This window comes from Gracilimonas amylolytica, assembly GCF_002911695.1.
GTDB classification, from domain to species: Bacteria; Bacteroidota; Rhodothermia; order Balneolales; family Balneolaceae; genus Gracilimonas; species Gracilimonas amylolytica.
The window spans coordinates 44,013-57,980 of sequence record NZ_PQBS01000020.1; the positions used below are offsets into that span (position 1 = coordinate 44,013).

Annotated in this window: 14 protein-coding genes and 1 pseudogene; 7 read left to right on the forward strand and 8 right to left on the reverse strand. The window is 44.7% G+C overall.

Annotated features, from left to right (window positions below):
• Nucleotides 1–79: 79 nt before the first annotated feature.
• The 4 genes from C3B73_RS05765 to C3B73_RS05780 all read right to left on the reverse strand — a co-directional run bounded on the left by C3B73_RS05765 (nucleotide 80) and on the right by C3B73_RS05780 (nucleotide 3,808).
• Nucleotides 80–790 carry an SAM-dependent methyltransferase gene (locus tag C3B73_RS05765; protein ID WP_103664666.1) on the reverse strand — a complete coding sequence of 237 codons (711 nt, stop codon included), beginning with the start codon at nucleotides 788–790 and terminating at the stop codon, nucleotides 80–82.
• Nucleotides 790–1,272, reverse strand: a complete 483-nt coding sequence (locus C3B73_RS05770) for a hypothetical protein (RefSeq protein WP_103664667.1) — start codon at nucleotides 1,270–1,272, stop codon at nucleotides 790–792. The genes C3B73_RS05765 and C3B73_RS05770 overlap by 1 nt, the downstream gene beginning before the upstream one ends.
• Nucleotides 1,265–2,434 carry a serine hydrolase gene (locus tag C3B73_RS05775; protein WP_103664668.1) on the reverse strand — a complete coding sequence of 390 codons (1,170 nt, stop codon included), beginning with the start codon at nucleotides 2,432–2,434 and terminating at the stop codon, nucleotides 1,265–1,267. The genes C3B73_RS05770 and C3B73_RS05775 overlap by 8 nt, the downstream gene beginning before the upstream one ends.
• A 123-nt stretch (nucleotides 2,435–2,557) precedes the next feature.
• Nucleotides 2,558–3,808, reverse strand: coding sequence for a DUF819 family protein (locus C3B73_RS05780; protein ID WP_103664669.1), 1,251 nt, complete (start codon nucleotides 3,806–3,808; stop codon nucleotides 2,558–2,560).
• A gap of 188 nt (nucleotides 3,809–3,996) precedes the next feature.
• Here C3B73_RS05780 and lysC point away from each other — a divergent pair, with 188 nt between their 5' ends.
• Genes lysC through C3B73_RS05800 form a run of 4 tightly spaced genes read left to right on the forward strand, consistent with a single transcriptional unit; the run spans nucleotide 3,997 to nucleotide 7,678 of the window.
• Nucleotides 3,997–5,325 (forward strand): lysine-sensitive aspartokinase 3, encoded by a 1,329-nt coding sequence (lysC, locus tag C3B73_RS05785; protein ID WP_103664681.1) that lies wholly within the window; start codon nucleotides 3,997–3,999, stop codon nucleotides 5,323–5,325.
• Between the two features lie 10 nt (nucleotides 5,326–5,335).
• Nucleotides 5,336–6,010: a dihydrodipicolinate reductase C-terminal domain-containing protein gene (locus C3B73_RS05790; protein WP_103664670.1), complete on the forward strand. Its 675-nt coding sequence runs from the start codon at nucleotides 5,336–5,338 to the stop codon at nucleotides 6,008–6,010.
• A 2-nt stretch (nucleotides 6,011–6,012) separates the two neighbouring features.
• Nucleotides 6,013–6,897, forward strand: a complete 885-nt coding sequence (gene dapA / locus C3B73_RS05795; protein ID WP_103664671.1) for a 4-hydroxy-tetrahydrodipicolinate synthase — start codon at nucleotides 6,013–6,015, stop codon at nucleotides 6,895–6,897.
• 34 nt (nucleotides 6,898–6,931) lie between these two features.
• Nucleotides 6,932–7,678 carry a 2,3,4,5-tetrahydropyridine-2,6-dicarboxylate N-succinyltransferase gene (locus C3B73_RS05800; RefSeq protein ID WP_103664672.1) on the forward strand — a complete coding sequence of 249 codons (747 nt, stop codon included), beginning with the start codon at nucleotides 6,932–6,934 and terminating at the stop codon, nucleotides 7,676–7,678.
• A 101-nt stretch (nucleotides 7,679–7,779) separates the two neighbouring features.
• Here C3B73_RS05800 and C3B73_RS14220 read toward each other — a convergent pair.
• From C3B73_RS14220 to C3B73_RS05815, 3 genes and pseudogenes are all read right to left on the reverse strand, one after another.
• Nucleotides 7,780–8,061, reverse strand: a pseudogene (locus tag C3B73_RS14220) (four helix bundle protein); the annotation flags it as partial.
• Nucleotides 8,062–8,231: 170 nt separating this feature from the next.
• Nucleotides 8,232–9,911, reverse strand: coding sequence for a pyridoxal-phosphate dependent enzyme (locus tag C3B73_RS05810; RefSeq protein ID WP_232803032.1), 1,680 nt, complete (start codon nucleotides 9,909–9,911; stop codon nucleotides 8,232–8,234).
• Between the two features lie 113 nt (nucleotides 9,912–10,024).
• Nucleotides 10,025–10,270 carry a hypothetical protein gene (locus C3B73_RS05815; RefSeq protein ID WP_103664674.1) on the reverse strand — a complete coding sequence of 82 codons (246 nt, stop codon included), beginning with the start codon at nucleotides 10,268–10,270 and terminating at the stop codon, nucleotides 10,025–10,027.
• Nucleotides 10,271–10,308: 38 nt separating this feature from the next.
• Between C3B73_RS05815 and C3B73_RS05820 the strand changes: the two genes are divergently transcribed.
• Nucleotides 10,309–11,475: an anhydro-N-acetylmuramic acid kinase gene (locus C3B73_RS05820; RefSeq protein ID WP_103664675.1), complete on the forward strand. Its 1,167-nt coding sequence runs from the start codon at nucleotides 10,309–10,311 to the stop codon at nucleotides 11,473–11,475.
• 16 nt (nucleotides 11,476–11,491) lie between these two features.
• On the opposite strand, the gene C3B73_RS05825 is transcribed toward C3B73_RS05820, so the two are convergent.
• A complete protein-coding gene (locus C3B73_RS05825) occupies nucleotides 11,492–12,673 on the reverse strand; it encodes an aspartate aminotransferase family protein (protein ID WP_103664676.1) in 1,182 nt (393 codons plus the stop codon).
• A gap of 224 nt (nucleotides 12,674–12,897) precedes the next feature.
• On the opposite strand from C3B73_RS05825, the gene C3B73_RS05830 reads away from it, so the two are divergent.
• Nucleotides 12,898–13,272 carry a hypothetical protein gene (locus C3B73_RS05830; RefSeq protein ID WP_198597290.1) on the forward strand — a complete coding sequence of 125 codons (375 nt, stop codon included), beginning with the start codon at nucleotides 12,898–12,900 and terminating at the stop codon, nucleotides 13,270–13,272.
• Between the two features lie 22 nt (nucleotides 13,273–13,294).
• Nucleotides 13,295–13,948, forward strand: a complete 654-nt coding sequence (locus C3B73_RS05835) for an IS1595 family transposase (RefSeq protein WP_103663931.1) — start codon at nucleotides 13,295–13,297, stop codon at nucleotides 13,946–13,948.
• Nucleotides 13,949–13,968: the final 20 nt, after the last annotated feature.

Sequence of the window (13,968 nt, forward strand, 5' to 3'; positions counted from 1 at the left end):
CTGCGGCCAATAGTAAAATTTTGTAAAAGAGCGTGGTTCCTTCACAATAAATTAATATTTGCCTGAGTGCGTAAACCTGCTATTTCCCGTACAGCAGAAAAATAGTGGGACGTTTATGCAGATTGGGTAACGGCCGTGAGTTCCATTCACTGATATATCCGGTTCTTATATCTTCAGTAGGTAAGGTGATATCAGTTGCTGTACAAAGACTTGTGGTAGGGGAAGCAATTTGTAAAATGTCTTTCAACATTTCGTTATTTCGATAGGGAGCCTCCATGAATATCTGTGTGCGATCATGTCGCCTTGACTCTCCATCCAGCTGCTTGATCATGAAACGGCGTTTCTTTTGGTCCATAGGGAGGTATCCGTGAAAAGCAAACTCCTGACCATTGAATCCAGAGGCCATGAGTGCGAGAAGTATGGAAGAAGGCCCTACAAGTGGAATAACCTTGATCTGATACTGATGAGCCAGTTTTACAAGTCTGGCTCCAGGATCTGCCACCCCCGGTGCCCCGGCTTCTGATAAAACCCCTGCATCCCGGCCGTCAAGTATGGGGCGCAAAAATGAGTGTATTTCCTGATTGGGGGTATTTTTGTTGAGTGGATAGAAATCGATCTCATACTCAGGAACCGTATCTCCCACCCATTGCAGAAAGGCGGAGGCTGAACGGATATTTTCCACCATCAAAACATCCAGCTTTCGGATGATGTTCAAAGTGTGCTCAGGAAGTGTATTATTTTCAGGCGTTTTACCAAGTGTGGTTGGAATGAGATATATAGTTCCTGACATTAATCTACCCGTTCAATTTCAAATTCATCAGCATGGGCGTCTGCTGATCGACGTTTTACAAATCGGTTCAGCATAAAACCTGCAATTATAGTCACGATCAATCCAAAACCGGCTACACTCATGTTAAATAAGGAGGTGCTTTTTTGGATCTCATATGTGGGGAATAGGACGATCTCCTGAAAGGCTCCTTTTTGATAACGTATCGGAACCGAGGAAGACTCCATCAGTTCCTGAGCCATTTGGACTGAGAGGGATAACTTTCTCTCGATGACTTCTCCATCCACTTCAAACCTGATATCCACATATCCGTTACTCTGAGCTGCAATTTGTTTGATCTCAAAATCTGTGATCTCTGCGAGGTAGGATTCTCCATGTTCATAGGTATCGATGGAGCCCTTGTAAACCATACCCTGCTGAAATACAAGGAAAAGCAGGTAAGCGGGAATGAGCCAGTAGGCGTATAAAAATCGGTAGTTACTCATGGTCGGGTGCGATAGCTTTTTGTGTGGTTTCATAAAGGGCAGGATCCCAGATCAAACGCTGCTGATAATCTTCCTGCATATAATTGGCCGACATGTGAACCCAAAAGCCAACCGGCAGTCGATCAAAGAAAACGGCTTGAACCGAAGTGTGTCCGTCGTAGGTGGAAGTTCCGAAATCGATTCCCACCAAAAGCCCCATCCGGTTATCATAAATAGCCCCGTAGTCTTCAAAACTGCGTGCAATGGGCTCAGACCCCATGGGCCATCTGAGTTTGTCCTTAACTCTTTGTGAAATTTCTTCGGTGAGCACCTCTTCATTCCAGAGGCGCAGCATCAGGTCGGTCAGCTCACGTGTTGTAGCCTGAGGGAAATAAGCCAGGGCGTCACGTTCCTGCATAAAGCTAAGAGACAGCCTATCATCGTCAAATTGATCTTTGACCGTTTGATTGAAATTCGGATCAGAATTTAATTGCTCTGCGATCCCTATCACTTCTTCTGCAAACCGGTCAAATGACATAGTTTTTAATTCCGAGGTATCATTAAGCGATGGATTGATCCTTGTGTACATGCCACTGTATGGTAAAGGCAAAAGGGAATCATTTACGTTCAAGGAATCCATTAATGCCCGAATGTTGTCTTCCCCAAGTTTGAACCAGATATAATCGGCTGATACCAGGTCACTGTTTTCAAGCATGGCTTTGACCACGTCATCAAGCGGCGCGGTACCTTCTTCAAATTCTTCGATGAGCTGATTGTGATTGTTCTCACTGATTTCCGGTAATGCAAACTTTTTGATCTCCTTCAGGGTGATCTCCTCGGCCGGATCAAGTAAACCTTCAACCACCTGCCGTTCGTATTCTATCAGTAAAAAGAGGTTGGCTGTTGCCCCAAGGGTCCTGGGTATATCTGTTTGATAAAAAATGCCGGAATCAGGGTTATTGACATTGTAAGAAGTGATCGAAACCCATTCAGGGTGTTCACCAACAAACTCAGCTAGTCCTTTAAGGGAATAAGTGCTTTCAATGTATTCACTGCCTTCAGCCATGCCTTCTTCATTCTGAAACAGTGTTTTGAAACCGGAATAGTTTAACCCGATGACCATCGCAAAGACAAAGGCAGCTGCCGCTAAAAAGACGAATAGAAACTTAAGTGCTCTCTTCAAAAAGTATAAATTTGGAACTGAGATTAAAATCAGCCCAAATATACAAATAAGAAAAGAGCTTATCCCGATTTGTTAATGGTAAAATCCTATGAGCTCTATTGTTGAACCCACTCGGTTCTCGGATCAAAAACCAGATACGATCCTCATCATTTCAGCACTTAACCAGGCTCCATAGGTTCCGAGTGCGTAACCCAGTACCGCCAGCAGAACGCCCACGGGGGCCAGGGCGGAATGGAAGGCAGAGGCAACTATAGGAGCTGAAGCCGCACCGCCCACGTTGGCCTGACTTCCAACGGCCACGAAGAAGAACGGGGCTTTGATGAGCTTTCCAACCAGCAGTAAAATGATCACGTGAATGATGATCCAAACCGCACCGATCACAAAATAACCGGGGGCATCGAGCATGGAGGCGATGTTCATCTTCATCCCGATGGTCATCACAAGAATGTAGAGAAACAGGCTGCCCATTTTTGAAGCACCCGCTCCTTCAAGATTTCGCACCTTCGTAAAGGAAAGGATCAACCCACCGGTTGTGGCAACTACAATGATCCAGAAGAATGAGGAGTTTAGACTTAATTGGGAGAGAGTGGGAGCATTTTCTGTGATCCAGGGTGCAATGGTGTCGCCTGCCAGGTGACCTAAGGCAACCAGGGAGAAAGCGACGGCAATGATCTTGGTAAAATCAACCAAAGTGGGAACACGGGCAATACTTGCCTGATAATCGGCGATCTTGTGTTTTAATTCGTCGATGGCAGAGGAATCGGCTTTGAACCAGGTATCCACCCGATCCGAGATGCCTGCACCATAGAGCAGGAATGCCATCCAGATATTAGCCACAATGATATCAACAGTCACCATGGCACCAAACAGATCGGTGCTGGGTTCATATATCTCGAGCATGGCGGTCTGATTGGCACCCCCCCCGATCCAGCTACCGGCAATGGTTGCGAGACCTCTCCAGACTTCTTCAGGACCTGTTCCCCCAATGATCTCAGGATTAATGGTTCCTACGATCAAAATTGCGATCGGTCCTCCGAGCATAATGCTGAACGTTCCGGCAAGGAACATGATCACGGCTTTTGGTCCCAGGTTGAGAATTCCTTTCAGGTCGATACTAAGAGTCAGCAACACCAAACTTGCAGGGAGTAAATAGCGTGAGGCAACATAGTAGAGATTGGAATCGGCCTCTGATACGATACCAAAGGTGGTTAGCAGTGAAGGGATGAAATAACACAGTAGCAGCGAAGGAATAAACCGGTAAAACTTTTTCCATTTAGGGCTGTCACTGTGAGAGGTAATGAAGATCCCGGCTAAAATAGCCATCAGGAGTCCAAAGGTTACGGCATCACTGGTAATAAGTGGTGTTGATTCCATGCTGCTTTTGTAAGATTCACGTTTTATTAACGAAAGAGGATACAAAAAACTGAGGAATCCATCACAGTCGTTTTGATTGAAAAAAAGTCATTAAAAACATTTAAATAGAGCTTTTCTATAAGGGATTGGTCTTAAGTGTGCTTATTTTCATCCCCTCACTTAACTCAAATATGATAAACTATTCACAGATGATCGTATCTAAATTTGGAGGTACAAGCGTTGGCACCTACCAGGCCATGCAACGCAGCGCGAGAATTGTGGCGTCTGATAGCGACCGGCGGCTGATCGTGATCAGTGCAACCTCTGGCACCACCAACGACCTTGTGGATCTTTCTGAATCCACTCTTGATTCTACATCCAGGGAAGAGATCCTGAAGAGAATTGAAGAAAGGCATCTCAATATCATCAAGGAATGCTCTGAAAAAGAGAAACTTGAAAAGGAATTCTACGGTCAACTCTCTGAACTTAGGGAACACCTCGATTTTGTTGGGCGTGATAAACGCTGGAAGGATCGGTTGTACGCATTTGGCGAGTTGATGTCCACTAAGTTGTTTGTGGAAGTTTTAAAAGAAAATGGGGTGCAGGCTGAATGGCTGGATGCCCGTGAAGTGATCAAAACGGACTCGACCTTTGGGAATGCGGAACCGGATCGTGAGGTGATCGCCAAAAAGGCTAAAAAATGGATCGATCCAAAAAAGATCTATCTTACACAGGGTTTTATTGGATCCGATATATTCGGAAATACGACCACCTTAGGGCGTGGTGGGAGCGATTTTTCAGCTTCCCTTTTTGCTGAAGCCGTAAAAGCTGATACCCTTGAGATATGGACAGATGTAGCCGGAGTGTACACTACAGATCCACGGATCGTGCCCGGTGCTTTCCCTATTCATGAAATATCATTTAATGAGGCAGCCGAGCTTTCTGTATTTGGAGGAAAGGTGCTTCATCCTGCAACCCTGAAGCCCGCCATCAGGGGAGGGGTTAACGTAAGGGTGGCCTCAAGCAGTGAGCCGGATGAGCCCGGAACCCTGATTGTTAAAGAGACTAAGAATAAACCGGTGATTCGGGCAATCTCTTTGAGAAAAGACCAAACGTTACTTACGGTAAATAGTTTGCAGATGCTTCATCAGCATGGTTTTCTGGCCCAATTATTTAAAGTACTGGCCGAGCATAAGATATCCGTTGATCTGGTTAGTACATCAGAGGTAAGTGTGGCTCTCACGTTAGATACCGCGGTCAATGCGGCCAATAAGGTGGAATTGACTGATCAGGTTCTGGATGAGTTACGGGAGTTTGCAGAGGTCTCAGTTGAAAAAGAGCTGGCTCTCATTGCGCTAATTGGAAATGAGATGCAGAAAACTTCCGGCCTGGGTGGACCATTGTTTACTGCACTGGAATCTTATAATATTCGTTTGATCTGTCATGGAGCAAGTTCAAATAATTTGTGTTTTCTGGTAGATCATGATGAATCCGAACAGATCGTAAAAATGCTGCACGAGAAATTTATAACCGAATAAAACAGTAACCATGAAGATCTCAGTAATAGGAACCGGAAAAACAGGCGGGCGAGTGGTTGAACTTCTTGGAAATGACCTTGGAGAGGCCTTTGATGAGGGAAATCCCCCAACCGTTGAAAAACTAAAGAAATCGGATGCGGTCATCATCTTTGTGCCCGGCGATTCAGTGCCTGAAGTCATTGACACAGTGATCGAATCCGGAGTGCCGGCTGCATGGGGAAGTACCGGATACGATTGGCCCGAAGACCTGAATAGCAAGGTAAAAGCTCATCATTCCAAGTGGGTGATCGCCTCAAATTTCAGTTTAGGCATGAACCTGATCCGAAAAAGTATTGAAGTTATATCTGCCGGTTCAGAAATTCTTAAAGACCCGGAGTTTCATATTCATGAAGTGCATCATATTCATAAAAAGGATGCACCCAGTGGAACTGCATTATCCTGGAAAGATTGGTTGAACCGTGAAGCCGAGGTGACGTCAGCCCGTGAAGGTGATGTGAAGGGAATCCATGAATTAACGCTGAAGACGGCAACAGAGGAGATCACACTAAAACACAAAGCACTCGATCGGTCTTTGTTTGCTGAAGGGGCGATCTGGGCCGCAAAGCAGTTGATCAATAATTCGAGTATCGAAACAGGAATTTGTACCTTTGGTCAGTTAGTTGATCAAGTAATGGAGGAACAGTAACTATGAAAACATTTCCACTATGGACCGCAATGGTCACCCCGATGAATACAGACGGGAGTATTGATTTTGACAGTTTTGAAACCCTGCTGAAAAAACAGGAATTGGCCGGAAATGGTGTGCTGGTACTGGGTAGTACCGGTGAAGGCTTAAACCTGAACGAGGAAGAAAAACGTGAAGTCGTTACGTTCACCAAAGGTCTGGATCTGAATGTACCTATGATGGTTGGGGTAGGAGGATTCGATCTTCCGGCTCAGGCCGATTTCATTCATTTTTGCAACGAGATCGAACCGGATGCTTTGCTGCTGGTAACACCACTTTATGCGAAACCCGGAGCAGAAGGACAATTTGAATGGTTCAGTGAACTGATGGGCGAGACTGAGATTCCCTGCATGTTGTACAACGTTCCATCTCGGACCGGGGTCAAAATGCATCCAAGTGTGCCGGCACGTTTGAGTGAGGAATTCGATCACCTGATGGGAGTGAAGGAGGCAAGCGGAAGCGTTGAGGAGTTTAAGGAATTTAGACGTCAAGCCCCTAAGGTTGAGTTTTACAGCGGAGATGACGGACTGACCCCGGCTTTTTCTAAAGAAGGGGGTGTGGGTCTTGTTTCAGTGGCATCCAATGTTTGGCCTGAAGCCACTCACAAATACACGGAACGATGCCTTCAGGGTAAAACCGATGATCTTTTCCCACTATGGAAAAATGCCACCGATGTATTATTCAAAGCCCCAAATCCGGTGCCGGCTAAAGTATTGCTCAACCGAAAGGGATGGATCGAAAATGACACGGTCAGGTTACCACTTTCACTCGGTGATATCTCTGAATCCGTAGAGCAGGAGCTCCTTAAAGCCGATCAGAAGATCGCAAACTGGCTTGCCAAACAATAACGACTATTAATTGAATACAGAATAAGACAGATCTATGAATTACGAAGAAGTTTTAGATAAACTGGAAGAAGGTACGCTCAGAGCCGCGAATAACACAGAAAACGGCTGGGAAGCGAATGTTGAGGTTAAAGAGGCAATTCTTGAGTCCTTTAAAAATGGTGAAAACACCTCTTATGAAGGTATTTACGAAGGCTTTGTGGATAAGCACAACCTGCCGCCGCGCTATTTTGCCCCTGAGGATGGTGTAAGACTAGTTCCCGGTGGTTCTTCTGTTCGAAGAGGGGCTTATGTTGCTCCAAGTGTGATCATCATGCCGCCTGCGTACATTAATGTTGGGGCTTATGTGGATGAAGGCTCTATGGTGGATAGTCATGCACTTGTAGGTTCTTGTGCGCAGATCGGTAAGAATGTACACCTTTCAGCCGGTGTTCAGATCGGTGGTGTTCTTGAACCGGTAGGCATGAATCCGGTGATCATAGAAGACGACTGTTTTATTGGAGCCGGATCGGTGGTTGTGGAAGGAATTCTGGTCAAAAAAGGAGCAGTGATCGCACCGGGTGTGACCTTATCTAAAGCCGTACCGGTTTATGATATTGTTAATGAGAAAATGCTGGAAAGAGGTGCGGATATCCCTGAAAATGCTGTGGTGATTCCCGGAACCCGTCCTGTTAACAATGAATGGGCCAAAGAAAATGGCTTGAGTATGGCATGTCCCATCATCGTGAAGTACAGAGATGAAGGCAGTAATGCCTCGCTCGAATTAGAGAATGCTTTGAGGTGAGTGGATAAGGAATAAGGGATATGGTGAATTAAATAGAAATTGGGGGAGCAATTGAATTACTTTTTATAGTTTTTCTTTTGTCTCTTTTGGTAATTGATAAATCAGTTCACCAGTTTTTTTGCTTCTTCAATTAGCGGCAAACCCTTATCCAAAACTTCTCTACCCACGTAGTTAAAATCATAGCATGATATTAGATGATCCTTTAGTTCATAAAGGGATCCTCGAGATATTCTGTAATATTGAATTCCTTCCTGAAAATGGAATCGGCCATAACCTTCTGCTATGTTTGCAGTTGTACTTACAGATGCTTTTCGAATTTGTATGTCCAAATTGAATTTTTCTTCAGAAGGTAAATTTGGAAGAACATCCTTATAGAAGAATAATTTAACTTCTCTACACTTTAATCAAGCCGTTAAAGTGGTAAAGTCTTTATCAGCTGAATATCCCTGACCAGATTCATTCACTGAAATAAATATATCATCCATAATAGTTAAGCGTGTAGTTTTAGATACTTAAAACAAGAGTATGGCCTAACCACTTATCTCCATATTCCCTATACAGCCAAGGCTTTATTTGCTACGGCAAGTCCTTTCACAAATGCTTGAATAACGGCTTCCAGGGTATCTGGAGAGGCGCCCTTGGAGGTAAACTTGTGGCCTTCTTTTTCGAGAGTCAGAGTCACAACCACCAGGGAATCTGTATCCGGGCTCAGGATCTCCACTTCATGATTGATCACATCAAGTGGCAGGAAGGCATCAGTTTCAGCTTTGATAGCGGTTAGTATAGCATCAATGGGACCTACACCCTGATCCAAGGAGATAACCTCGTCTTTATCCTGAATTTTAAGTTTGACGGCAGCACTGACCAATCCATGTTTACGCATGGTCAATTTGTAATCGAGAACTTCCACAGGGTGCGTAAGGTTGGTGTCCTCATTGTAAACAAGAGATCTTAATACCTTTATCTCTTCTTCCTTCAGTGTTTTACCTTTGCGATTGATGTTATGGACGTATTCATCATACAGCTTGGTATGTCCTTCATCCATGTTCACGTTCTCAAAACCGTTGTTTCGGGTCTGCCCCCAACTGTTCTTCTGCATATCCGTGAAGCCGGATTCGATGTACTGCTGGATCCTGTTCAGATTCGGAGGTAGGACCGGTGAGGAAAGGGAGTATTTCGCCACAATATGGGCACTCTTCAAACCGGTTCCGGTCAATACAAACAGGCATTTTTTGCCTTTAAAGGTATCCAGATTATTCTTGAAGGTAGCCAACGGAATAGCACAAGCGGGTTCGGTGAAGTAACCTTCTTCGACCGTCATTTCCTTCATAGATTCAAGCAGTTCATTTTCGGTAGCAGTAAAAGCCAGCCCATCCGTTTCTTCGATCCCACGAAATACTTTGTGGAAGTCAAGGGGGTCTGCGACAGCTACCGCATCCGCCATTGTGTTGACGTGATCTTTGACGATCTTATCCTTTTTGAAGATACCTTCCACTACCGGTGAGCTCTGTTCGGGTTGAACCGCTACAAAGTGGGGGATCTTTTCAATTAGACCGGAAGCTTTAAGTTCTTTGTATCCCTTATAGATCGCAGCAAAATTCGTCCCGGCGCCAATCGGTACAAAAACGTAATCGAAGTCGGTCATTCCCTGCTCATATAATTCGTAGGAGAATGATTTTTGTCCTTCCTGACGAAATACATAATCACCGGCCAGGTAATAGTTTCCTGATTTGGCAAACTCACGGCAAAGCTTTTCACACACCATGAAATCACCTTTTATCTTGATGATAGTGGCATCATAAATGGTAGCTTGTGCCAGTTTGACCTCAGGAGTTTTTTCCGGAACAAACACAAAGCAGGGTATCTTAAAATAGCAGGCATAGGCAGCAACCGAGGCAGCCATATTTCCTGTGGAAGCAAGGCAAATAGCATCAGCTCCTAATTCGAGAGCTTTCTGAACCTCTATATAACTGCCACGATCTTTAAAGCATCCGGTCGGGTGTTCAAACTCAAGTTTTCCGTACAACTCAGCATCATACTTCTCTGAAAGACGCTCAAGCTTTTTTAAAGCGGTAAAATGGTTCTTGAGCGGATCCGGTTTGATATCTTCAAGCGGGTACTGAATTTCTTTCCGCGCTTCTTTGTACTCGATCTCAAGAACGCCTCCACATTCCGTACAGTAGGTACTCGTTTTTTTCTCATCGTTGATCTTGCCGCACATAATGCAGCTCATAGTATATCCGGAATTGGTCGCTTTCATTAACAAGTGGGTTGTGGATTTGCTCTGTTATTAGGGGTCAAATGTATCAAAAAAATAGGAAAAAAGCGCTTTTTTAAGGATTCAGATCACAATGGAAGCAGTATGATCTCCTCAAAATCGAGGTCAAGTTCAGAAAGAATGGGAGAAGCAATTTCTTCGATCTCTTCTTCTGAATAATCATTCAGTCCTTCCAGTTTCACATACAGGATCTCATTTTGCTCGTCTATGAAAAACTGCGCATCGGTAGACTCAAAACTTTCCTTCAGGGTGTTGATCAAAAACTCGACATCTTCTACAAATGCTTTGATTTCGTCTTCGGTAGGTTCGCTCATTTTTAGTAGGTTCTTACTTAAAAGTTAGACCTGAAACTATGAATAAATACATCACAAAACTGAGTGAAATTTCATCAAAACCGAAGCGAATGATCGTAGGCCTGATGTCGGGTACGTCACTGGATGGACTCGATATCGCACTTTGTGTATGTGATGCGAATGATATAAAGGTGAAGCAGTTCCGTTCTATTCCATATTCAGGGGTGTTAAGGGAGCGTTTATCAGGCATACAGTCGCGTGAGGTTACAAATACCCGAGAGCTAACCCTTCTACATACAGAGCTAGCGATTTATTATGCAGAAGCCGTTAGAAAAGCGTTAATGGACTGGACGGTTCCATTGGAAGAAGTTGACCTGATCGCGAGCCACGGGCAAACGGTCTATCATGCCCCGGCTCAAACCAAGACCGATTTAAACGCTACCATGCAGATCGTTGATGGGGATCATATAGCTCAGAAAACGGGCATTATCACGATCTCGGATTTCAGGCAAAAACATATCGCAGCCGGAGGAGAGGGAGCTCCGTTGGCGGGTATTTTTGATGAAGCTGTCTTCAGGCACAAAACCCGACATCGACTATTTATAAACCTTGGAGGGATTGCCAACATCACCTGGTTGCCTTCCAGGGAAAGTGGAAAAGAAGTTGTATCAGGGGATACCGGTCCGGCAAATACGCTCATAAATGAAGCCATGGAAAAGTACTTTGACCAGCCTTTTGACGAAGACGGAAAAGTGGCTGCTTCCGGGAAGGTGCATTCGGAACTGGTTCGCTATATTTTGCTGGAACCGTATTTCAGGAAGCCGTTGCCTAAGTCGACCGGGCAGGAAGAGTATCGGCTTAAGTATATTGAGGAACTGATGCAGGGGTATGGAATTGAATGCTCAGGAAAAGATCTGGTTACCACACTGACCTCATTGACAGCCCAAAGTATCTCAAGAGTGGTGGATGAGATCATAAAGGATGAACCGTTTGAATGTTATGTTAGCGGAGGCGGTGTTCACAATAGAACCCTATTGAAAGAATTGAGGGAGCGATTAACAAAAGGCGAATTCAAAAACTTCGACGAATTAGGAATTCCCCCTGATGCCAAGGAAGCTGCTATGATGGCCTATTTTGCCAATGATCTTATAGCCGGAAAAGGATCTGTCATTCCCGGAGTTACGGAACAAAACATTCATTTTGGTAAGATCAGTTTACCTTGGTAGTGCTGCCTTAGGAGTCTTACTTTGAGGTTTGCTCTAAAGCCATTACAAGGACTTCCACGACCCTCTCGATCTGCTGCTTGGTGATCACCAATGGTGGTAAAAACCGCACCACAGTGCCATGAGCGGCATTGCCTAACACCTGATATTCAAACATCTTATCAACCACGGGGCGGGCCGGGCGATCCAGTTCCACCCCGATCATCAGTCCTTTGCCGCGTATATCCTTGACTTCGGCAAACTCCTTCAGTCTTTCCTCAAGCAGTTCCATCATGAATAAGCCCTTTTCTGCTGCTTGTTCCAGAATGTTTTCCTCCTCGATGGCATCAAGGGCAGCGCATGCCACGTGCGTTGCAAAAGGGTTCCCTCCGAAAGTGGTACCGTGATCACCAAAACCGAATGCTGAAGCCACTTCCTCCTTTGCTAAAATGGCACCTATGGGGACCCCTCCGGCCAGGGCTTTGGCCGTTGCGACCACATCCGGAGTTACATCAAAGTGCTGATAGCCATAAAATTTACCGGTGCGACCAACACCGCTCTGAACCTCATCAATGATCATCAGAATATTGAGATCGTCACACAAAGCTCGTGTTTTACGCATGAATTCCGCATCGATCACATTCACCCCTCCGGACCCCTGAATGGTCTCAAAGGCAATAGCAATGGTATCTTCATTTGCTGTGGCTTTCAGGGCTTCAAAATCGTTGAAGGGCACTTGCTCAAATCCTTCAGGAAGGGGATCATAACCTTCGGTATATCCCGGCATGCCCATAGTAATGGTTGCCAGGGAACGACCGTGGAAACCTTCACTCAGCGTGATTAGGTTTCCGGATTTGCCATGTTTCTTACCCCACTTGCGAGCCAGTTTTATTGCTGCTTCCATGGCTTCCACACCGCTATTGCAGAAAAATACCCGATCCAAGCCTGATACCTTAGCCAGTTTTTCAGCCAGGAGGCTTTGCGGCTCGTTATAAAAGAAATTGGAGGCATGCAGTAGCTTCTCTGACTGCTCCTTAATAGCCGCTACGATCCTGGGGTGGCAATGTCCCAGGTTATTCACGGCCAGTCCGCCAAACGCATCCAGGTATTCGTTTCCATCGGTATCCCAGACGAGGGCCCCCTTACCATGTGATAGAGTGACCGGAAGTCGGTTATAGACCTGAAAGTGATATTGCTTTTCGAGTTGCTGCGCTTTGTTCATTGTTAGTATATATATGGGTGGTTAAAGAAATGGAACCGGAGGTTCCGTCATGCATTCCGAACGGGCCGTTCGGAACGAGTACTTCAGAATCATCGCATGAGGATTCTCGTTCCCAACCGCCGGTTGGGAATGCCTGTCCGAACCACTGGTTCGAAGAGGGTAATTACGGTTCATAAATTAATTCTGTAAGGAATGGTCCTCAAATTGCTCTAACTATAAAAAAAATGAAAGAGAGAATTATGGGACGAAGCCGGTACAAAATATACGAAGAACATTATCCATACTTCATCACAAGTACAATAAAAGATGGATTGCCTTTGCTTTCGAAGCCTGAATTAGCTCATATCGTTTTTGAAAGTTTGACCTTTCTGCAAGCGGAGCGTAAGGTAATAGTTTATGGATATGTAATCATGACTAATCATTTTCATGCCATTGTAAAGGGAGAAGACTTAGCCAAGAAATTGAGACTCACAAAATCATTTATGGCTCGGAGAATGGTTGATATGATGAATAGAAATGGTAATAACAAATTATTAAGTCAGATCGCATTCAGAAAGCTGAGGCACAAAATTAAAGGGGCTGAAGTAGCTAAGACTTGAATAAGGTGCTAAATTAGTTACTATGTATGAACGCAAAAGTCGATTAACCCCACACCAACAAAGCCGGCTGATAGAACATTTTGTAGCAGGTACTACGGCCCGTGCAGCCTCGGAATTGATTGGTGTTCAAGCTAACACCGCTATACGGTTTTTTATGAGACTACGTCAACTCATTGCAAGTAAACTACCCAGTTATGAATTATCTGGGGAAGTGGAAGCCGATGAAAGCTATTTTGGAGGCAAGCGTAAAGGTAAGCGTGGCCGTGGATCTACCGGCAAAGTAGCTGTATTTGGATTACTTAAGCGTGGAGGTAAAGTGTACACGGCTATTATTCCGAATGCTAAAACAGAAACCTTGCTACCAATTATTCAACAGAATGTGCAGCCGGATAGTATTGTTTATACCGATACTTTTCGCTCCTACAATGCCCTGGATATCTCTGAGTTCCACCACATGCGAATTAACCACAGTGAACTCTTTGCAGATCAACTGAATCACATAAATGGAATAGAGAATTTCTGGAATCAAGCCAAGCGTCATATGCGCAAATTTAACGGCATCAAAGCAGATAATTTTTACTGGTTTTTAAAGGAATGTGAGTGGCGCTTCAACGGAGGCAATCATGCAGAGCTCTTAAAGCAATTAAAATCATGGTATAAGCAAACCAAACATTAACCCTTAGCTACTTCAGCCCC